Source organism: Ensifer sp. ENS08 (assembly GCF_014852195.1).
Lineage (GTDB): Bacteria > Pseudomonadota > Alphaproteobacteria > Rhizobiales > Rhizobiaceae > Ensifer > Ensifer adhaerens.
This window is the reverse complement of record NZ_JACVBF010000006.1, coordinates 312334-331841: the sequence shown is the minus strand read 5'-3', so window position 1 is coordinate 331841 and position 19508 is coordinate 312334. Positions and strand designations below refer to the sequence as shown.

The 19508-nt window shown below is 62.4% G+C and carries 25 protein-coding genes; 14 read left to right on the top strand and 11 right to left on the bottom strand.

What is annotated here, in order from left to right:
* Nucleotides 1-432 (bottom strand): hypothetical protein, encoded by a 432-nt coding sequence (locus tag IB272_RS16935; protein WP_060518695.1) that lies wholly within the window; start codon nt 430-432, stop codon nt 1-3.
* A 172-nt stretch (nt 433-604) separates the two neighbouring features.
* Between IB272_RS16935 and IB272_RS16930 the strand changes: the two genes are divergently transcribed.
* Nucleotides 605-1501, top strand: coding sequence for a DMT family transporter (locus tag IB272_RS16930; protein WP_060581776.1), 897 nt, complete (start codon nt 605-607; stop codon nt 1499-1501).
* Nucleotides 1502-1699: 198 nt separating this feature from the next.
* On the opposite strand, the gene IB272_RS16925 is transcribed toward IB272_RS16930, so the two are convergent.
* A complete protein-coding gene (locus IB272_RS16925) occupies nt 1700-1972 on the bottom strand; it encodes a hypothetical protein (RefSeq protein WP_127889314.1) in 273 nt (90 codons plus the stop codon).
* Between the two features lie 207 nt (nt 1973-2179).
* Here IB272_RS16925 and IB272_RS16920 point away from each other — a divergent pair, with 207 nt between their 5' ends.
* Both IB272_RS16920 and IB272_RS16915 read left to right on the top strand, forming a co-directional pair.
* Nucleotides 2180-2395 carry a cold-shock protein gene (locus tag IB272_RS16920; protein WP_034788690.1) on the top strand — a complete coding sequence of 72 codons (216 nt, stop codon included), beginning with the start codon at nt 2180-2182 and terminating at the stop codon, nt 2393-2395.
* 144 nt (nt 2396-2539) lie between these two features.
* On the top strand, nt 2540-2986 hold the full coding sequence (locus IB272_RS16915; RefSeq protein ID WP_034788692.1) for a BA14K family protein: 447 nt from the start codon (nt 2540-2542) through the stop codon (nt 2984-2986).
* A gap of 76 nt (nt 2987-3062) precedes the next feature.
* On the opposite strand, the gene IB272_RS16910 is transcribed toward IB272_RS16915, so the two are convergent.
* Together IB272_RS16910 and IB272_RS16905 are read right to left on the bottom strand one after the other, a co-directional pair.
* Nucleotides 3063-3704: an MBL fold metallo-hydrolase gene (locus IB272_RS16910; RefSeq protein ID WP_060581775.1), complete on the bottom strand. Its 642-nt coding sequence runs from the start codon at nt 3702-3704 to the stop codon at nt 3063-3065.
* Nucleotides 3705-3876: 172 nt separating this feature from the next.
* Entirely contained in the window at nt 3877-4044 is a 168-nt protein-coding gene (locus tag IB272_RS16905) for a hypothetical protein (protein ID WP_192444574.1), read from the bottom strand.
* Nucleotides 4045-4193: 149 nt separating this feature from the next.
* On the opposite strand from IB272_RS16905, the gene IB272_RS16900 reads away from it, so the two are divergent.
* Complete coding sequence (locus IB272_RS16900) at nt 4194-4817, top strand: DUF1236 domain-containing protein (RefSeq protein ID WP_060581773.1); 624 nt, start codon at nt 4194-4196, stop codon at nt 4815-4817.
* A 321-nt stretch (nt 4818-5138) separates the two neighbouring features.
* Nucleotides 5139-5405: a hypothetical protein gene (locus tag IB272_RS16895; protein ID WP_034788698.1), complete on the top strand. Its 267-nt coding sequence runs from the start codon at nt 5139-5141 to the stop codon at nt 5403-5405.
* A 79-nt stretch (nt 5406-5484) separates the two neighbouring features.
* Here the strand turns inward: IB272_RS16895 and IB272_RS16890 are convergent, their stop codons facing one another.
* Nucleotides 5485-6375 carry a branched-chain amino acid aminotransferase gene (locus IB272_RS16890; RefSeq protein WP_034788707.1) on the bottom strand — a complete coding sequence of 297 codons (891 nt, stop codon included), beginning with the start codon at nt 6373-6375 and terminating at the stop codon, nt 5485-5487.
* Nucleotides 6376-6643: 268 nt separating this feature from the next.
* Between IB272_RS16890 and IB272_RS16885 the strand changes: the two genes are divergently transcribed.
* The 4 genes from IB272_RS16885 to IB272_RS16870 are packed head-to-tail and all read left to right on the top strand — an operon-like array spanning nt 6644 to nt 9844.
* Nucleotides 6644-7123: a MarR family transcriptional regulator gene (locus IB272_RS16885; RefSeq protein ID WP_034788710.1), complete on the top strand. Its 480-nt coding sequence runs from the start codon at nt 6644-6646 to the stop codon at nt 7121-7123.
* Nucleotides 7124-7168: 45 nt separating this feature from the next.
* A complete protein-coding gene (locus IB272_RS16880) occupies nt 7169-7870 on the top strand; it encodes a response regulator transcription factor (protein ID WP_043618070.1) in 702 nt (233 codons plus the stop codon).
* Nucleotides 7871-7902: 32 nt separating this feature from the next.
* On the top strand, nt 7903-9285 hold the full coding sequence (locus IB272_RS16875; RefSeq protein ID WP_034788716.1) for an ATP-binding protein: 1383 nt from the start codon (nt 7903-7905) through the stop codon (nt 9283-9285).
* Nucleotides 9286-9340: 55 nt separating this feature from the next.
* Nucleotides 9341-9844: a tetratricopeptide repeat protein gene (locus IB272_RS16870; RefSeq protein ID WP_060581772.1), complete on the top strand. Its 504-nt coding sequence runs from the start codon at nt 9341-9343 to the stop codon at nt 9842-9844.
* A 5-nt stretch (nt 9845-9849) separates the two neighbouring features.
* Here the strand turns inward: IB272_RS16870 and IB272_RS16865 are convergent, their stop codons facing one another.
* The 6 genes from IB272_RS16865 to IB272_RS16840 all read right to left on the bottom strand — a co-directional run bounded on the left by IB272_RS16865 (nt 9850) and on the right by IB272_RS16840 (nt 14139).
* Complete coding sequence (locus IB272_RS16865) at nt 9850-10413, bottom strand: protein-tyrosine phosphatase family protein (RefSeq protein WP_034788722.1); 564 nt, start codon at nt 10411-10413, stop codon at nt 9850-9852.
* Nucleotides 10414-10418: 5 nt separating this feature from the next.
* Nucleotides 10419-10760 carry a tRNA-binding protein gene (locus IB272_RS16860; protein ID WP_034789031.1) on the bottom strand — a complete coding sequence of 114 codons (342 nt, stop codon included), beginning with the start codon at nt 10758-10760 and terminating at the stop codon, nt 10419-10421.
* A 38-nt stretch (nt 10761-10798) separates the two neighbouring features.
* A complete protein-coding gene (locus IB272_RS16855) occupies nt 10799-11758 on the bottom strand; it encodes a LysR family transcriptional regulator (protein WP_060581770.1) in 960 nt (319 codons plus the stop codon).
* Nucleotides 11759-12109: 351 nt separating this feature from the next.
* Nucleotides 12110-12928, bottom strand: a complete 819-nt coding sequence (gene proC / locus IB272_RS16850) for a pyrroline-5-carboxylate reductase (RefSeq protein ID WP_060581766.1) — start codon at nt 12926-12928, stop codon at nt 12110-12112.
* A 2-nt stretch (nt 12929-12930) separates the two neighbouring features.
* A complete protein-coding gene (locus IB272_RS16845; protein WP_034788736.1) occupies nt 12931-13431 on the bottom strand; it encodes a YbjN domain-containing protein in 501 nt (166 codons plus the stop codon).
* A 447-nt stretch (nt 13432-13878) separates the two neighbouring features.
* Nucleotides 13879-14139: an accessory factor UbiK family protein gene (locus tag IB272_RS16840; protein ID WP_060581807.1), complete on the bottom strand. Its 261-nt coding sequence runs from the start codon at nt 14137-14139 to the stop codon at nt 13879-13881.
* Nucleotides 14140-14355: 216 nt separating this feature from the next.
* Here IB272_RS16840 and lgt point away from each other — a divergent pair, with 216 nt between their 5' ends.
* From lgt to IB272_RS16815, 5 genes are all read left to right on the top strand, one after another.
* Nucleotides 14356-15192, top strand: coding sequence for a prolipoprotein diacylglyceryl transferase (gene lgt / locus IB272_RS16835; protein ID WP_034788738.1), 837 nt, complete (start codon nt 14356-14358; stop codon nt 15190-15192).
* 61 nt (nt 15193-15253) lie between these two features.
* The gene (locus IB272_RS16830; protein ID WP_034789036.1) at nt 15254-16357 is read left to right on the top strand and encodes a class I SAM-dependent methyltransferase; all 1104 of its coding nucleotides are present in this window, start codon (nt 15254-15256) and stop codon (nt 16355-16357) included.
* 151 nt (nt 16358-16508) lie between these two features.
* Nucleotides 16509-17303, top strand: coding sequence for a peptidoglycan editing factor PgeF (gene pgeF, locus IB272_RS16825; protein ID WP_034788741.1), 795 nt, complete (start codon nt 16509-16511; stop codon nt 17301-17303).
* A 1-nt stretch (nt 17304) separates the two neighbouring features.
* On the top strand, nt 17305-18456 hold the full coding sequence (locus IB272_RS16820) for a Xaa-Pro peptidase family protein (RefSeq protein WP_060581764.1): 1152 nt from the start codon (nt 17305-17307) through the stop codon (nt 18454-18456).
* An 89-nt stretch (nt 18457-18545) separates the two neighbouring features.
* On the top strand, nt 18546-19385 hold the full coding sequence (locus tag IB272_RS16815; protein ID WP_060581762.1) for a hypothetical protein: 840 nt from the start codon (nt 18546-18548) through the stop codon (nt 19383-19385).
* The last annotated feature ends 123 nt before the right edge of the window (nt 19386-19508 follow it).

The window sequence follows — 19508 nt, the reverse complement described above, 5'->3', positions numbered from 1 at the left end:
TCACGATAGCCGATCGCGAACCTCGCGCCGGAACATGAATTTCAGCCCGGACCAGACGGCATCGACCGCGCAAACCTTCACGTCGACAAGGCCGAGCGGCAGGAAGATTTCACGCAAAACGTCCTCGGTCAGTGTCGTCGGCCGCTTCGACGCCTTCTTTGGCCAGGAGACCCACAGCATGCCGTCCGGCTTCAATCTCGCAGCCAGCTTCGGCGCGAGCTCTTCCAAAACCGATCGCTCCGTTTCGAACACATGCGCATAGTCAATGTCGCGCGCGGCCACGGTGCCGATCTCGGTCTCGCTGGCCCGAAAGCCGGAAAAACCGCTGATCGCATCGAGCCCGGCTGGAACCCGAAGAAGCAGGGCCCGCTGCCCGTCTTTCAGCCCCAGCTTGGGCCCGAGCGGCGTGCCGGAATAGCCGGCATCGCTCATGGTCGCCGATCTCCGATGGGTGATAGGAGCTGAGCCCCCTCCTCGGCGCCCTCTCCCGGCACCGTGTCTCCGGCCGTTTCCATCGACAACAACTCCGCCCAACCGTGGCGACGATGAGCCTTGCCCGGCGAAAACGCAACTGCTAGACGCGCCTGTCCGAGGAGAGAACGACATGCCGCGCATTCAGGCCAATCTGCTGCTTTTGATTTCAGGCGCCATCTGGGGCGCCGGCTTCGTTGCACAGTCGACGGCGATGGATGCGATCAGCCCGCTGTGGTTCATCGCGCTTCGTTTTGCGATCGCGACACTGGTCGCCATGCCCTTGGCCATCATCGAAACGAAACGCGCGGCCGAACCGATCAAGCTGACGACCATGCGCAATTTCATCTTCATCGGCCTGGCGCTCTTTGCCGGCGCCGTGACGCAGCAATTCGGCCTGCTCGACACCAGCGTCACCAATTCCGGCTTCCTCACCGGTCTCTACGTCGTCTTCGTCCCGGTCTTGACGGTGATCTTCTTGCGCCGCAAGCCGCATTGGGTGATCTGGCCGGGGGCGTCGATGGCGCTGTTCGGCATTTTCCTCTTGAGCGGCGGCACGCTGTCGACGCTGACGGGTGGCGACTACCTGACCGTGGTCTGCGCTCTGTTCTGGGCGGTGCAACTGCTGCTCATCGGCCTGTTTGCCCCAAGCAGCGGCCGGCCGATGCTGCTGTCGATGACGCAATTCGCCGTCTGCGCCGTGCTCGGCTTCGCCCTCGCCGTCACGACCGAGCCGCTGAGCTTCGCTGCCATAGAGGGCGCGCTCTTCGAGATCCTCTATGCCGGCATCTTTTCGAGCGGCCTTGCCTTCATTCTTCAGGTCGTCGGGCAGCGCTACACCACGGCGCCGCAGGCTGCGATCTTCCTGTCGAGCGAAGCACTCTTTGCCGCCCTCTTCGGCGTTCTCCTGCTTGGCGAAGTCATCACCCCGATCGGTTATGCCGGCTGCGCCATCATCTTTGCCGCCATGCTGACGGTGGAGATCGTGCCTGAACTGACGAAGGGCCGCCGCGCCGCAGCACCTGCCTGAGGGCTCCTCAAGAAACTATAGGCACGCCACCGCCAAGACGCTGGACTGAGGCTTTACTTGCTGTTGTTCAGGCAATAGGCCCGTTGCTTCGCAACGAAGGCGTAGCTTTGCCCTGCGTTTTCGACCCGGCCCGAGAGCTCTAGATTTTCTGCAAGAAATCTACGTAAGAAACCGCCGACGTGAGAAGCCTCAAACATATCAGGGAGTTGCCGACGGCACGCATCCCAAGCGATTGGCCTGCTTTACGCGCCGCGCACGAGAAATCGGCGAAAACCACTCAATTTTGCAGCAATTGTTTTCAAAAAGCTGTGATTTCAACAGCTTGCGATATATTTTGCGCAGCGCCCCACAAAGCCGCAAATGACCGATTTTTGAGCAATGACAAGACGCAATACCAATCCCGAAAAGTTTTGCTTGCCAATTCAAAATAAACCCATCAATCTTACTTTCGTTCGGGCAATCTGCGAACATGGGAAGATCTTGAAATAAAAGCGGGCCGGAGACGCAAAAACTCCGGGCGGCCAGACCGATGGGAAGCAGTGATGCGGCCCTTCCAATGGCTGGCTGCGGTAACCAGGACCCTTTCCTCAAACGTCGAGAACTGCCTGCCAACGCCCATCCGGGCACATTGCAATGCTACCCGTCCGTCAAACGGGTGGAGAGAAAAGGACCTGACGCATGGCCGAAACTGGCACTGTAAAATTCTTCAACACCGACAAGGGCTTTGGTTTCATCAAGCCTGACAACGGTGGTGCAGATATCTTCGTACACATTTCCGCGGTCCAGGCTTCCGGCCTGACCGGTCTGACGGAAAACCAGAAGGTAAGCTTCGACACCGAACCGGATCGCCGCGGCAAAGGCCCGAAGGCGGTCAACCTGCAGATCGCCGGCTAACGCCGTTATCTGCTGACAGATTCCAGTTGAAGCCCGGCATTCTTGCCGGGTTTTTTTGTTCAGGCTCGGTTCAGTTTGGCCGCGTTAACCTTCCTCCATCATGAAGGCCGGGTTGATCCGGTCCATGCGAAGGATTGAAGCCAAATGAACAAGTTCATCAAAGCCGCCGTTCTCTCGATCGCCGCAGCCGCTATGGTCATCCCGACCTTTGGCGCCGCCGAGGCAGGCGGCAGGCATCACCACAACAATGACGATGCATGGGCAGCTGGTGCAGCAGGTCTCGTTGCCGGCGCTCTGATCGGCGGCGCGATCGCTTCGCAGCCGCGTTACAACGGCGGCTACAACGAGCGCGTCTACATCGATCCGGAACCGGAATACGACTATTACGAGCCGCGTCCGGCCTACCGCCCTCGCCCGGTCTACCAGGCACGCCCTGTCGTCGTCGACAGCTATGGTGGCGGTTACCGCTCGCTCGAGCCCTGGACCCCGTCCTGGTACCGCTACTGCGCGCAGCGTTACCGCTCGTTCAACCCGGATAGCGGCACCTTCCGCGGCTACGACGGTCGCAGCTACTTCTGCACCGCCGGCTAATCAGGTTCGGCGTAAGAATCGAAAAGCCCATGTCTTAATAGAGACATGGGCTTTTTTCGTGAGCGTTTGCGGTGGCTCAGAGCCCGCGCAGATAAGGATTGGTGCGGCGCTCCTCGCCGATCTGACCACCCGGGCCATGTCCGCAGATGAAGCCGACACTATCGCCGAGCGGCAGGATCTTGTCGCGGATCGAATCGAGCAATTGCTGGTGATTGCCGCCGGGCAGGTCGGTGCGGCCGATCGAGCCGTGGAAGAGCACGTCGCCGACATGGGCGAAGTTCTGCGCCCGGTTGAAATAGACGACGTGTCCCGGCGCATGGCCCGGGCAATGCAGGACTTCGAAGACATGGTCGCCGAAGGAGACCGTGTCGCCTTCTTCGAGCCAGCGATCGGGAATGACGTTCTGAACCTTCATCGCCAGACCGAAGCGCTCCGCCTGGCTTTCGAGCCTTTCGAGCAGCGGCAGGTCGTCCTTGTGCGGACCGATGATTTCGAGCCCGAGGGCGTCCTTCAGTTCCTTGGCGCCGCCGGCATGGTCGATATGGCCGTGGGTGATCCAGATCGCCTTCAGCGTGATGCCGTTTTCGCGGATGGTCTGCAGGATGAGATCAACGTCGCCGCCGGGATCGACGATCACGCCTTCCTTGGTCTCGCTGTCGAACAGCACGGTGCAGTTCTGCTCGAAATGGGTAACCGGGATGATGCCCGCCTGTAACATGCGCGTCTGCCTCTCTAGAGCATGTCGCGCAAAAGTGTGGGAGCGGTATTGCGATAACGACATGCGATAAATCCAGAACCTAAAGCGTAGGAAGCGAATCTGGAAGATCGCAACGCGCTCTAGGATCTCGTCATCTTCCTATAGCGGCAATTGGCGACGGTGACAGCGCCAATCAGCGAAGCGAGGCTATTTGCGGTGCAGACAGCTGCTGGGGTGCCGGCCACTGCACGGTGGTCATCAGCAGCGCCGAAATCGCGATCTCCGCGGCGACGACGATCCGAACGACCGGCTTGAGGCTGCGCGCGGCGACGTTGTTCTGATCCGGCTGATCATTCTGCATTTTGTCCCTCTCCCGTTGCCTGTTCTCCTGGCGTGTCCTGCCCTCGGCAACGGCTGGAGAATGTCACAGCGTCACATTTCGTGACGTTCCCGGGGGAACATCCGCGCGCTTGCTGGCGTTTGGCCCTCGTCAATATAAGGAGAAACACGATGGTGAAGCTTACCCGCCCCCTGTTGCGAGCCGCTGCGGCCGCGGGTTTGGTGTTGGCGATCGGTACGCCGTCCGCCTTTGCAGCCATGACCGCGACCACGGTGACGGACCTTAACATCCGCACAGGTCCGGGCCCTCAATATCCGACAGTCGGCCTTGCGACCCGCGGTAGCACCGCGGTTATCGACGGCTGCATCGAAGGCAGCAAGTGGTGCCGCATTGACGTCGGCGGCGTGCGCGGCTGGGTCTATTCCCAGTATCTGACGACGGATCTTGGCGGTTCTGCCGTCGTGGTCCAGGAGCGCCGGGCCGACCTGGCCATTCCTGCCGTCACCTATGAAGTGCAGCCCAATGACCCCGTGATCGTCAGCAGCGGCGACGAATTGATCGGCCCGGTCGAACAGATCGACCCGATCGTGCCGCCGGAGAATGTGCGGACCTACGTCACGTCCAACCCCGGCGAGACCGTCTATCTCGATGGTGAAGTCGTCGTCGGTGCCGAACTGCCGCAGACCGTGGCCGTTCAACGCGTTCCCGACTACAGCTACGACTATGTCAGCATCAACGGCCAGCCCGTTCTGGTCGAGCCGGCAACGCGACGCATCGTCTACGTCTATCGCTAACAATCGAGACCCCCGGCAATCATTCGGTTGCCGGGGGTTCCCGACGTGCCTGCATTACCCTCCCTCGCTCTCCCGACGGCACGAATCATGCGCGGCAAGGTCATTCCCTCCAGCCGCCCCTGCCGCCGGCTTCGTTTTCCCGCTTTGCCTGTAAGAGGTTGCCTCTGCCTAAAATCGAGCCATTTCAATTGGCTACGAAGCGGGCGCCGCAACGTCATTTCACTCAAATTGACAATAATCCGGAATAGGCTTCAACCTATTGATGCCGGCTCATCGGCTTTTAGTGGCGCGTCCACGACGAGCCACGACACGGAGGGATCAATGGAAGCATTAATGCCTATCATTACCCAATTGATCGCGGGGGCCGCCGGCGGGAACGCGGCCAGCGCAGTGTTGAAGCAGCAGGCATTCGGTGTCGTCGCACGGACCATCGTCGGCGCCATTGGAGGCCTTGGCGGCGGGTTCCTCATTCAGATGCTCGGCGGAGAAGCAGCCGCGACCGGTCTCGCCATGCAAGCCATCGGCGGCCTTGTCGGCGGCGGCGTACTGAGCGGAATCGTCGGGCAATTCTTGGGGAAGACCGCCTAACTCTGCGATCATATCCGTAGCAAGACAAAAGGCGGCCCGGGGGCCGCCTTTTCTGCTTTCGAGAGCATTCCGGATGCCGTTACTCGGCTGCCGCGGCAACCGGATAGACTTCCTTCATGTAGTCGTTCATCAGCGTTTCGCAGATCGTCGCCGGCGTGAAGCGGTAAGGACCGATTTCGGAAACCGGCGTCACTTCGGCGGCCGAGCCGGTGAGGAAGCATTCGCTGAAACCGGACAGTTCCTCCGGCATGATCGCCCGCTCGACCACTTCATAGCCGCGGCGCTTGGCAAGCTCGATCACCGTGCGACGGGTGATGCCGTCGAGGAAGCAATCCGGCACCGGCGTGTGGATGACGCCGTCCTTGACGAAGAAGATGTTGGCACCGGTCGCTTCGGCCACGCGGCCGCGGTAATCCAGCATCATCGCGTCCGCATAGCCCTTGGCCTCGGCCGCATGCTTGGAGATGGTGCAGATCATGTAGAGGCCGGCGGCCTTCGACTTCGAAGGTGCCGTCTGCGGATCCGGGCGGCGATATTCTGCGATATCGAGCCGGATGCCCTTGAGCTTTTCGGCCGGGTTGAAATAGCTGCCCCACTGCCAGATGGCGATGGCGACGTTGATGCGGTTGTTCTGCGCCGAAACGCCCATGCTCTCGCTGCCGCGCCAGGCGATCGGCCGCACATAGGCCTCGGAGAAGCCCTGACGCTTCAGAAGCTCGACGCTGGCTGCGTCCAGTTCTTCCACCGAATAAGGGATCTTGAAGCCGAGGATTTCGGCGGACTGATGCAGGCGCTGGTTGTGCTCGGTCAGCTTGAAGATGCGCCCGCCATAGGCGCGCTCGCCCTCAAAGACCGCGCTGGCATAGTGCAGGCCGTGGGTCAGCACGTGAATCTTGGCATCCTTCCACGCGACGAACTCGCCGTTGAACCAGATCTGTCCGTCCAACTGATCAAAAGGAACCGCTGCCATGGTGTCATCCTCCGGCGCATGCGCGCCATTCTTAGTTGATTATCGCCCTGCTTTCAGTCTATCGGCAAACTGATTGAGGGAAAATTCAATTTCGTGATTTTGGATTTGCGATCGGAACGGCACGGCATATCCTTTCAGATGTTGCCAACGCCAAATGTCTCGCTTACCGAGCATGGACGCTAATGCTATGGTAAAAATATGTCAACAAAGCTGACATATTTTTTCGAATGTTTCGCAAGTTGCAATCAGGCTGAAAGGAAATGACCGCGTGGCCGGCCAATCCAAAGAGAACACCCGGTATCTGAACGATGCCGCCGCCGATGACGATACGATCGATTTCGAGATCATCGAGCTGCTCTTCTTCGCCTATCGCGACTTCACCTCCGACCCGGATGCGATCCTGGAAAAGAGCGGCTTCGGACGGGCGCACCACCGCGTCGTCCACTTTGTCGACCGCGAGCCGGGCATGACGGTCGCCGACCTCCTGGACACGCTGAAGATTACCAAGCAGAGCCTTGCCCGGGTGCTGAAGCAACTGATCGACTCCGGGTATATTCGCCAGGAAACCGGCCCTGAAGACCGGCGCCAGCGGATGCTCTACACGACGGAAGAAGGCCAGGCACTGGCGCGTGCGCTTGCCGAGCCACAGTCCCGCCGCATAGCCGATGCATTGGCAAGAACCGGTCCGGGCGCGCGCGAAACGGTCAAGCGCTTTCTCGCCGGGATGAAGAACAACGCCGCAGACTGACGCCCGCCGTAGCGCGGGTCTGACCTGCAACTTGGGAAGCGTGGAATGACGACAAAAGCGACTGTCTCGGACGATGCGGCTCACCTTCTGGTCGTTGACGACGACCGGCGCATCCGCGATCTGCTCAACCGCTACCTGGTCGAACAGGGTTTTCGCGTGACGACCGCGTCCGATGCGGACGAAGCCCGCCGCAAGCTCGTCGGCCTCGACTTCGACCTTCTGATCGTCGACGTGATGATGCCCGGCGAAAGCGGCATTTCGCTCACCCAGAGCCTCAGGCAAATCAAGACCGTGCCGATTCTGATGTTGACGGCGCTGGCGGAATCCAACTCCCGCATCGAGGGTCTCGAGGCCGGCGCCGACGATTATCTGTCGAAGCCCTTCGACCCGCGCGAACTGGTGCTGCGCATCAACAACATCCTGCGCCGCAACCAGCCGGCCCAGGCCCCCAAGGTCGACCAGGTGATCTTCGGTCCCTACACCTTCTCGGTGGTGCGCAAGGAGCTGCGTCGTGGTGCCGATCACATCCGCCTGACGGACCGCGAGCAGGAGATCATGACACTCTTTTCGCAACGTGCCGGCGAAACGATCCCACGCCACGAGTTGATCGGCGACGATGCCGAGGTCGGCGAGCGCACGATCGATGTGCAGATCAACCGCCTGCGCCGCAAGATCGAGGACGACCCGTCCAACCCCGTCTGGCTGCAGACGGTGCGCGGCATCGGCTACCGGCTGAGCGTGGACTGAAATGGCAGCCCTTCCCATGAGCGCGGCAAACCATGGCAAGCTTTGACGGCATAGAGCACGGCGCGTCCGGGGCGAACGACAATGCCTGGAGGCGGTTCACCCGCTGGCTGCGCCGTCGCCTGCCCATGGGGCTTTACGCCCGCTCGCTGCTGATCGTCATCATTCCCATGGTGCTTCTGCAGTCGGTGGTCGCCTTCATCTTCATGGAGCGCCACTGGCAGCTGGTGACGCAGCGTCTGTCGGCCGCCGTCACCGGGGACATTGCCGCGATCGTCGATCTTATCGACACCTTCCCTGCCGACCGCGACATCTCCGAGATCATCCGCATCGCGCGCGATCAGCTCGATCTCAGCATCTCCGTGGACCCGCCCGGCGAACTGCCGCCGCCGCGCCCCAGCCCCTTCTTCGAAATCCTCGACCAGATCCTCGGCGAAGAGATTTCCAACCAGGTCCGCCGCCCCTTCTGGATCGATACGGTCGGCAACTCCAAGCTCGTCGAGATCCGCATCAAGCTCGATGACGGCCGCATCCTGCGCGTCTATGCCCGGCGCAACCAGGCCTATGCTTCCAACACCCACATCTTCCTCGTCTGGATGGTGGCGGCCTCGCTGGTGCTGCTGACGATCGCGGTGCTCTTCCTGCGCGGCCAGATCCGCCCGATCCTGGCCTTGACCAAGGCGGCCGAAAGCTTCGGCAAGGGCCAGAAGATCGACGACTTCGCGCCGCGCGGCGCCGATGAAATCCGCCGCGCCGGCCTCGCCTTCATCCAGATGCGCGAGCGCATCGAACGCCAGATCGAGCAGCGCACCGCGATGCTGACTGGCGTCAGCCACGATCTTCGAACCATCCTCACCCGCTTCAAACTGCAGCTGGCGCTTGCCGGCAACAACCCCGATCTCGAAGGCCTGAACCAGGACGTCGATGACATGCAGAACATGCTGGAGGGCTATCTGGCCTTCGCCCGCAGCGAGGCGGAGGAGGACGTCGGCCAGCTGAAACTCAGCGACCTGATGACCCGGCTCGCCGCTGAAGCCGAGCTGCTCGGCAAGACCCTGACCACATCCATCGAGGGGGAAGACGATATCCGCGTGCGGCCAAACGCCTTCACCCGTCTCGTCGCCAACATCGCCTCGAACGCCTACCGCTACGCCAACACTGTCAAGATCGATGCGCGCCACAGTGCCAAGTGGCTCACCATCACCGTCGACGATGACGGCCCAGGTATTCCCGAACGTTCGCGCGAGGATGTGTTCAAGCCGTTCTTCCGCCTCGACGAAGCCCGCAATCTCGACAGTTCCGGCACCGGCCTCGGGCTGGCGATCGCCCGCGATATCGCCCGCAGCCACGGGGGCAACGTCACGCTTGGCGACAGCCCGCTCGGCGGCCTCAGGGCAACGGTGCGCGTCCCGGCTTGACGTTCCCGCGCGGGCGGGCCACTTCTGGCCACGAATGGGCTAAGGGGAACGGGCCATGGTAGACGCCATCGATTGGGCTGACTGGGAGCGACGGCTGGCCGAACTCTGGGCAACCTTCGACCCGACAGATAGCGACGCCTTTATCGCCCGCATCGATACCCTTGCCGCCGAACTGCCGGCAGGACATGCCATCGGATTGTTCGAAAGAGCCTCGGCGCAGGATTCGACCGGCCATGAGATGAAGGCGGAGCCGCTCTACCGGCAGGCGCTGGAAAACGGTCTTCAGGGAATTCGCCGCCGACGGGCCACCATCCAGCTCGCCAGCACCCTGCGCAATCTCGGCCGCGCCAAAGAAGGTGTCGCCCTGCTTACCGCCGAGCGGGACAAGCCATCGGACGAACTCGACGATGCGGTCGTCGCCTTCCTGGCGCTCTGCCTCGTCGATACCGGCCAGGCGCAACAGGCGGCCGCACTCGCGCTCGGCAGCCTGTCACGGCACCTCCCCCGCTACAACCGCTCACTCAAGCGCTACGCCGAGATGCTGTTGCCGGAGAGTTGAGCCCGTCAGCGCTGGTAGATCGACGTCAGGCCGCGTCGTTCGTTGAAACGGTGCCAGGCGTCGATACGGCGCGGATGACGGGCGCGCATGACATCGAGCGGCGCGAGCAGCCGGCCGCCGCGGCCAAGGGCGGCATCGAGGATTTCGATGATGCGACGGTTCGGCCAGGGCTTGCGGGTGATCGCCAAGAGCGCCCGGAAGGCTTCGTCCTCTCGCCCCGCGCCGAGTTGATGCGCAATCAGACCATAGGCAAAGGCCGTCGAGCGGCTGACGCCGGCATGGCAATGCACGAGAATGCGGCTCTCAGCATGCTCGGCCGCCGGGCGCATCGCCTCGAAAACTTCGAGCACCAGATCCGGGAAATGCTGGGTGGCGGTCGGGTTTTCCTGGTCGCGCATGCGCACGACCCGGTGGCTGGCGTCCGCAATCACGGGCACGTTGGCATCCGGCAATTCGGGATCGAGCAGCGACAGCACATGACTTGCGCGCCAGTCGCGCGCGGCATCGGCGGCGCGCCAAAGGCAGGACACCTTGACGCGCTCGGGGATCACTTCGAAAGCAATGTTCATGGGGATCACATCAATTTCTTGCCGTTGGGGACCGGCCGTTCGGTGGCAGCCAGCACGATCGCACCGGCCTCGTCTGCAAAGCCCAGCGTCAGCACTTCAGAGCGCACAGGTCCGATCTGGCGCGGCGGAAAATTGACAACGCCCAGCACCTGCCGCCCGACGAGATCCTCCGGACGATAATGCACCGTGATTTGCGCTGATGACTTTTTTATGCCGATTTCCGGGCCGAAATCGATTTTCAGCTTGATGGCCGGCTTACGCGCTTCCGGAAACGGTTCGGCCTCGACGATGGTGCCCACGCGAATGTCCACGCGCTCGAAATCAGCAAATTCAATAGTTTCAGCCATCGTCATTCCCTATGTGAAATCTCATCCGAGGAGCTGGATTAAAGCATCGGGCGAGATTTCGGAAGCACGGCGGCCTCGGCGGGCTCCCCGCGAAATCTGGCCTCCTCCCATGGGCGACGCGCGAACTGCTCGGCAAGGAAATCGACGAAAACACGCACGCGTGGCGGCAAGAATCGCCGGTGCGGATAGACGACCGTGATCGGCTCTGCCTCGGCATAGTTGCTGCCGGTCAGAAGCGGCACGAGCAATCCCGCCTTGATATCTCCGCCCACGAGCAGTTCGGAAAGGCGCACGATGCCGATGCCTGCGAGCGCAAGCCGTCGGAGCGCTTCGGTGCTGTTGGCTTCGACGGAGCCACGAACACGGATCGCACGCCGGCCGTTGCCATCCTGAAATTCCCAAACGTTGAGACGGCCGCGGGCGGTGATGGCAAGGCAGACATGCCGCTGCAGGTCGTCAGGCGTTTGCGGCGCGCCGTGCCGCTCGAGATAGGCGGGTGCAGCGCAGATGACGCGACGGTTTGGTGCGAGCCGCCGCGTCACCAGCGTGCTGTCGCTTTGTTCCGCGACCCGCAGCGCAACATCAGCCTCACCGTTCATGAGGTCGACGACCGCGTCGCTGAAATCGAGTTCCAGGTCGATCTCCGGAAACCGTTCGATGAAATCAGGCAGCATGGGAACGATCAGGCGATGACCGAAGGCGCTGGGCAGGCTCACCCGCAGCCGCCCGCGCGGCACCGCCCCCGGTTGGATCGCGACCTCCGCATCTTCCATGTCGCCGAGGATGCGGCGGCTCGATTCCGCATAGGCGCTGCCTTCGCTCGTCAGGCTGATGCTGCGCGTCGATCGCTGCAGCAGGCGCACGCCAAGGCGCGCCTCCAGCCGGCCGACGATCTTGCTGACCGCCGATGGCGTCATGCGCAACCGCCGCGCCGCCGCCGAGAAATCTCCCTCCTCGACGACAGCGAGAAACACCGCCATGGCTTCGTGTCGATCCATCTATCTATTCCATTTCGTCACAGATAAACGGAATTTAACATGGATTATCGCCGCGAGCGACAGGCTGTAGCTTGGACCGGAACTCAGACAGCGAAGCTTGAGGAGTAACGGAAATGGGCAAGCAGCCCAGCAGCAGTCTGCCGATGAGTTATGAGCTGCATTCCTGGGCTCGGCGTCAACGCAGCATTGCGATCGGCGACCTCTGCCGCCGCGCGATCGGCACAATCTGGAGAAGTCTCGTCAATCGCCAGCCAAGCCGCGATCATGGGGCCTGCGCCGGCGCTTCCCCGGCGCGAAACCCTTAGGCCAGGCGCCATGCCGGCCCAACATGGGGCCAGCCGCATTCAATATTCAGCCTGCGAGTTCTTCCGCGCGCCTGCGCGCCGCAGCGATCGCCTTGTCAAACAGCGGCTGCATGCCGTCGTCGGCCATCAGCACGGACAGTGCCGCAGCCGTCGTGCCGCCGGGCGAGGTCACGTTCTGGCGCAGCCGCGCGGCTTCGTCCGGCGACTGGTGCAAAAGTTCGCCAGCCCCAGCGACGGTTTCCCGCGCGAGCCGCATGGCGAGGTCCGCCTCAAGGCCGGCCTTGCGGCCCGCCTCGGCCATGCATTCGACGAGGTAGAAGACATAGGCCGGACCGCTGCCCGAAACGGCGGTGACGGCATCGATCTCGGCTTCGGTGCGGACCCATTCGACCGGACCGCTGACCTTCAGGAGATCATGAACCTGAGCGCGCTGCTGATCGCTGACGCGGGCATTGGCAAAGGCGCCGGTGACACCGCGGCCGATCATGGCCGGGGTATTCGGCATGGCGCGCACGGTCGCCGCGGCACCAAGATGGGCTTCGATGAAGGAAAGCGTCTTGCCGGCAGCAACCGAAACGATGACGGTATCCGGGCCGACGAGAGATTTCAGCGGCGGCAAGACGGCGTCCATCACCTGCGGCTTGACCGCAAGGAAGATCACACCCGCCTGGACACCCAACGGTACCGAGGTCGCATGCGTCACGCCGTTGTCGGAGATCAGCTGCGCCATGGCCGGTGGCGGGCCGGGATCGACGACGAGAACGTTCGCGCCTTTAACGCCGCTCTTCAGCCAGCCCGAAAGCATGGCGCCGCCCATATTGCCGGCGCCGACGAGCACGATGGGACCGGAAGCGGCGTTCGTCATGATCAGGCTTCTCCAACCGTTTCGAACAGGACGGCATCGACGGCGCGCTGCGCGTCCATGCCGGACCAGACGACGAATTGAAACGCCTGATAATAGGATTCGCAAGCGTCGAGTGCGCTCGAAAGCAGAACTTCGACCTGCTGGTTGGTGGGCTCGGCGCCGCCGGCAAGCAGCAGCGACTGGCGGAAGATCACCACTTCCTCCTGGCGCCACAGATCGAAATGGCCCATCAGCACCTGCCCATTGATATGGGAGAGCAGACGGATGACTTCGTTGACCCGGCTTTCCGACACCTTGATGTCGAAGGCACAGGCCAGGTGCAGCGCCTCGAATTCCTCCATCCAGGAGAAGGAAACGTGGTAGTCCGCCCACTTGCCTTCGACCGTCATGGCGATTTCGTCTTCGCCGGATCGTTCGAACGACCAGTCGTTATTGGCAGCCACGAACTCGATCATATCGACCGGGTTGGATTGGCGCTCGACTTCCATTTCCAAAAGGCTCATGCATCACCCTGCATAGGTGTGGCACGGGCATGCGTCATCACGCTCACAAGACGCAACGCCGCAAACCCAACACCGATTACAAACACGTATGATTGCTGAACTCACATCCATCCTGGCTGACTTACCCTGCCCGGAGCTTACGTGGTTCGTTTCGAATCATCATTTAAAATCAGTGTATAATGGCGGAGTCAGGCTGCCAGCCCCTCGGCCCAAAAATAGCCGTGAACAATCGCGTCCACGTTGTCATGTGAATGAAGCGGTTGAGCTTAACTGACTCTGCCATAAGGGTTTTTTGGCAGTGTCCACAGGTGGAAAACTTTTCAGGTTTTATTAACCACCCATCATGCCGTTTCAGACCTATGCGGCTGAACCACAGCAAAACGCCCGCAGATGAGGTCCGCGGGCGAAGTAAAAACGCTGAAATGCCGTTATTTCAAGGGAATCGCGTTACTTGCTCGTATCGACGAGACGCGCTTCGAGTGCCTCAATACGGGCCAGAAGCGCATCGTTTTCCTCACGCGCCTTGATGGCCATTTCCTTGACCATTTCGAACTCTTCGCGCTTGACGACGTCGAGCGAATTCAGCGCCCGCTCCGCCTGCGCCCGGAAGGCCGTTTCAACCTCGCGGCGCACGCCTTGAGCGGCGCCGGCAGCATCGGTCATCAGCTTGGCAAAGTCATCCAGGATGCGGTTGGTGCCTGTGCTCATCGTCGCGATCTCCATATCAGCCATCGCCTCTAAAGGCGCGATGCGGTCCATGGGTTTCAGGTAGGGTCACCGGCCGCGCGATGCAAGAAAAATCACGCGCGCCATCACGGCTCCCTTCACGACCCCGTGTCCGGGGCGCGCATTGCCGCCCTTGACCGAGGTGAAATCGCTCGCCATGGTCCGCCGAAACAACCGGCCCGGCACGAGAACAATAAATTGGAAACATTAGCGACCCGCCTCGCCATCCTCCCCTTCCCCGAAATCGACCCCGTTATCGTCCAGATCGGCCCGCTGGCCATCCACTGGTACGGGCTCGCCTATGTGGCGGGCATTCTGCTCGGCTGGTTCTACGCCCGGCGCCTGGCGATGAACGCCTCGCTCTGGCGGGACGACAAGCCGGCCATCACGCTGCAGCAGCTCGACGACTTCCTGCTGTGGGCCGCCGGCGGCATCGTGCTCGGCGGCCGCATCGGCTACATTCTCTTCTACGATCTCGGCTCAGTGCTCGCCAATCCGATCCGCGCGCTGGAAATCTGGAACGGCGGCATGTCGTTCCACGGCGGCTTCCTCGGCACGACACTCGCCATGATCCTGTTTGCGCGCAAGAACAAGATCGCCATCTGGAGCCTGTTCGACATTGTCGCCGCCGTCGTCCCGATCGGCCTGTTCTTCGGTCGTATCGCCAACTTCATCAACGGCGAACTCTGGGGCCGCCTCTCGTCGATGCCCTGGGCGATCGTATTCCCGACCGGCGGTCCGTTCGCCCGCCACCCGAGCCAGCTCTACGAGGCCGCCCTTGAAGGTATCGTCCTGCTCTCCGTTCTCGCCTGGTTCATCTATCGTCGTCACGCGTTGAAATCCCCGGGGCTCGTCACCGGCATCTTCGTGCTCGGCTATGCCCTGAGCCGCATTTTCGTCGAATTCTTCCGCGAACCGGACGCGCAGATCGGCTATCTTGTCGGTGGCTGGCTGACCATGGGCATGCTTTTGTCGCTGCCAATGGCGCTCGCCGGCATCTGGGCCATTGCCCGGGCGCGGCGCGCAGCCACCTGAGAGCGGATGGGGCAAGGGCGCGCGGCTATTCCGGCCGCCGCCCCGCGAATTGGACGAAGGCATGACGACACCACTTGCGGACAAGATCAAGGCGCTGATCAAGACCCACGGGCCGATCAGCGTCACCGATTATTTCTCGCTTTGCCTGGCGGATCCGGAGCACGGCTACTACCGTGTGCACGAGCCCTTCGGCAAGGAAGGCGACTTCACCACGGCGCCGGAGATCAGCCAGCTCTTCGGCGAGATGATCGGCATCTTCCTCGTCCATGCCTGGCAGCAGCACGGCAAGCCTGAGGGCGCCGTGATTGCTGAAATCGGCCCCGGCCGCGGCACGATGATGGCCGACATGCTGCGCGTCGTGCGCCGCCTGGCACCTGATCTCTATGCTTCCGCCGGCGTGCATCTCGTCGAAACCAGCGAACGGCTGCGTAAGGTGCAGTCGGAAACGCTCGCCGCCCATGGCCACAAGGTCGAATGGCACACGAGCTTCGAGACCCTGCCGGAAGGCTTCCTGCTGCTTGCCGCCAACGAGCTTTTCGACGCCATTCCGATCCGGCAGTTCGTGCGCACGGCGCAAGGCTTCCGCGAGCGCATGGTCGGGCTTGATGCCACGGACGAACTGACCTTTGCCGCCGGCGTTGCCGGCATCGATCCCGAGCTTCTTCCGACGCCGGCGCAGGGTGTTGCCGAAGGCACGATCTTCGAGATTGCTCCCGCCCGCGACGCTGTCATGTCGGCCCTCTGCGAACGGTTGAAGATCAGCGGCGGCACCGCCGTGATCATCGACTATGGCCATATGGCTACCGGCTATGGCGATACGCTGCAGGCCGTGCGCGATCACGAATACGATCCGCCGCTCGCCAGCCCCGGCCGCGCCGATCTCACCAGCCACGTCGATTTCGAGCAACTCGCCCGCCGCGCCAAGACGGACGATGTGCAGATCAACGGTCTTGCCCACCAGGGCGATTTTTTGGTCGGCCTCGGTCTTCTGGAACGCGCCGCGGCCCTTGGCCGCGACAAGGATGCGCTGACGCAGGAAACCATCCGCCAGGACGTCGAGAGGCTTGCCGGCGCAGGCGCCGGAAAGATGGGCGAACTGTTCAAGGTCCTGGCCGTCAGCAGCCCGCCGGTGCCGCTCTCGCCGTTCCGCAAACCGAAGGCTTGAACCTCCACCCGACGGCACCCCTGCCGTTCGGGAATTGACAGCCCTGCCGTCGCGGGTCAACATCGCGCCGGCAAATCAAGAGCCAGTCGCCGGGCCGGAGCGCGCGCCCAAACCCATTGATTTTCCTGATAAAGCAAAGGCGAATATACCAATGCAGCATGACGCCGCGCTCTCTCCTGTGCAAAGCTCGCTTTTCAGCGAGAAGGCCGGACCGGCAATCGCCCATGGCTATTTCACCCGCACAGGCGGCGTTTCCGAAGGGATCTATCGCGGCCTCAATGTCGGGCTTGGCTCCAAGGACGAGCGTACCCATGTCAACGAGAACCGCGCCCGCGTCGCCCGCTGGTTCGGCGCCTCGCCAGAGCGCCTGGCGACCGTGCACCAGGTCCATTCCCCAGACGCCGTGGTGGTCGACGAAAGCTACGACGGCGCCCGCCCCGAGGCCGATGCGCTGGTGACGGCAACGCCGGGCATCGTGCTCGGCGTGCTCTCGGCCGATTGCGGCCCCATCCTCTTTGCCGATGCCGAAGCCAACGTCATCGGTGCCGCGCATGCCGGCTGGAAGGGCGCGCTCGGCGGCGTGCTCGAAAGCACCATCGACACGATGGTTTCGCTCGGCGCGCAGCGCGAGCGCATCGTCGCCTGCCTCGGCCCGTCGATCAGCCGTCGGAACTATGAGGTCGGCTCCGAGTTCGTAGAACGCTTCGTCGCGGCGAACGAAAGCTACGCCACTTTCTTCCGGCCTTCGGAGCGCGACGGCCATGCCATGTTCGACCTGCCAGGGCTGACGATCAAACGGCTGGTCGAAGCGGGCGTTGCCGCCGAGAATCTCGACATCTGCACCTATGCCGACGAGGAGCGTTTCTTCTCCTATCGGCGCACGACCCACAGGCAGGAACCGGACTACGGCCGACAGATTTCCGCCATTTGCATACGAGGGACCTGACATGGCGCTTCACTTTGCCCAGGAAGAATATGCAAGCCGTCTCGAGCGGCTGACGGAGAAGATGCGCGAGGAGAAGCTGGACGCGGTGCTGCTTTTCGCCCAGGAGAGCATGTACTGGCTGACCGGCTACGACACCTTCGGCTACTGCTTCTTCCAGACGCTGGTCGTCAAGAAGGACGGCTCGATGGTGCTTTTGACGCGCTCGGCCGACCTGCGCCAGGCCCGTCATACATCGAACATCGAGCGTATCGAGATCTGGGTCGACCGGGCCAATGCCGACCCGACCATGGATCTCAAGAACCTCTTGAGCGAACTCGACCTGCTCGGCTGCCGCATCGGCATCGAATACGACACCCACGGCATGACCGGCCGCGCCGCGCGGCTGATCGACCGGCAGCTACAGACCTTTGGCGAGCTGATCGACGCCTCGCATCTGGTCGGCCGCCTGCGCCTGATCAAGAGCGAGGCGGAAATCGCCCATGTCGAAAAGGCCGCAAGCCTTGCCGACGGCGCGCTCGATGCCGCCCTGCCCCTCATTCGTCCTGGCGGCAACGAGGCCGACATTCTGGCCGCGATGCAGGGAACGATCCTTGCCGGCGGCGGCGACTATCCGGCCAACGAGTTCATCATCGGCTCCGGCGCCGATGCGCTGCTCTGCCGCTACAAGTCCGGACGGCGCCTGCTGGACAGCCAGGACCAGCTTACGCTGGAATGGGCCGGCGTCAGTGCTCACTATCATGCGGCGATGATGCGCACCGTCGTCATCGGCGAGCCGACCAATCGCCATCGCGAACTCTACAGCGCCTGCCGCGAAACCATCCAGGCGATCGAGATGGTGCTTCGCCCCGGCAACACCTTCGGCACCGTCTTCGACGTGCACGCCAGGATCATGGACGAACGCGGTCTTGCCCGCCACCGTCTGAACGCCTGCGGCTATTCGCTCGGCGCCCGCTTCTCCCCCTCCTGGATGGAGCAGCAGATGTTCCACCTCGGCAATCCCCAGGAGATCGAGCCGAACATGTCGCTGTTCGTGCACATGATCATTATGGATTCCGACAGCGGCACCGCCATGACGCTTGGCCAGACCTACCTCACCACGACAGACACGCCGCGCGCGCTGTCGCGTTACGGCCTGGACTTCATTTCTGCTTAGGGAAATCCGCCTAGACTTGCGTTCGTAATGGCAGACGACAGGAGACGTTTCAGGAAACTGCCGCGAAGAAACGGACGGACGGTTTGAACATGCGAAAGCTCACCACGCCCATCGTAGCTCTTGGCCTCGCCATTGCGCTCGCCGCCTGCAACAGCACCGAGATGCTGACGCCACAGGTTGACGTCGGCGGGGGAACCTTCCGCTCGCCGCCAGTGACGCAATCCGACCTCGACGCCATGTCGACGCAGACGGCGATGGCGCCGGTGCAGCGCGAACCCGTCAGCCAGACCACCGCCTATTCGCCTCAGCCGGCTCCGTCGAACACACCGACGGCCTATGCCACCGGCGACGCGACCTACACCGATCCGGCCGGCACCTTCGAGGGACAGGCAAGCCGGCTTGCCGCCGGTTCCGAGCCCGTCCAGAACACGATCGAGAGCCGCCAGGCACCGGTGGAACAGGCGCCAATACAGCACACGCCCGTTCAGCAGGCGGCGGCCGTAGCCGAAGAAATCCAGAGCCAGCCAACCGTCGCCGCATTGCCGAAGGCAAGTGCTGCCGCGAGCGGCACGATCCGCTTCCTGCCGATCATCGGCGCACCGGTCCAGGCGGTGACACCGCTTTCCAAACAGCTCGGTGCCGACGCTCGCGCCCGCGGCCTGACGATCAAGGGCTCGGCCGACGCCAGCAGCGAGCATATCCTCAAAGGCTATTTCTCGGCGCTGAAGGACGGCGACAAGACGACGGTCGTTTATGTTTGGGACGTGCTCGACGGCAGCGGCAACCGCCTGCACCGCATCCAAGGACAGGATCAGGTTCCCGGCGGCGGCACGGATTTGTGGAGTGGCGTTCCGGATACAACCATGCAGGGAATTGCGACGAAAACCATCGACGCCTATCTCGAATGGCGGCAATCTCAAGCCGGTTGACACAAAGTTTTTAGGATATTGGCCTTCGCGGCGCAGCATTCCCCTTGCATTCAAGTTCAGTCTCGCTAAAAAGCGGCCGATCAGCTCTGAACGGCGGCCATCCGCAAAGAATGACCGCGATTG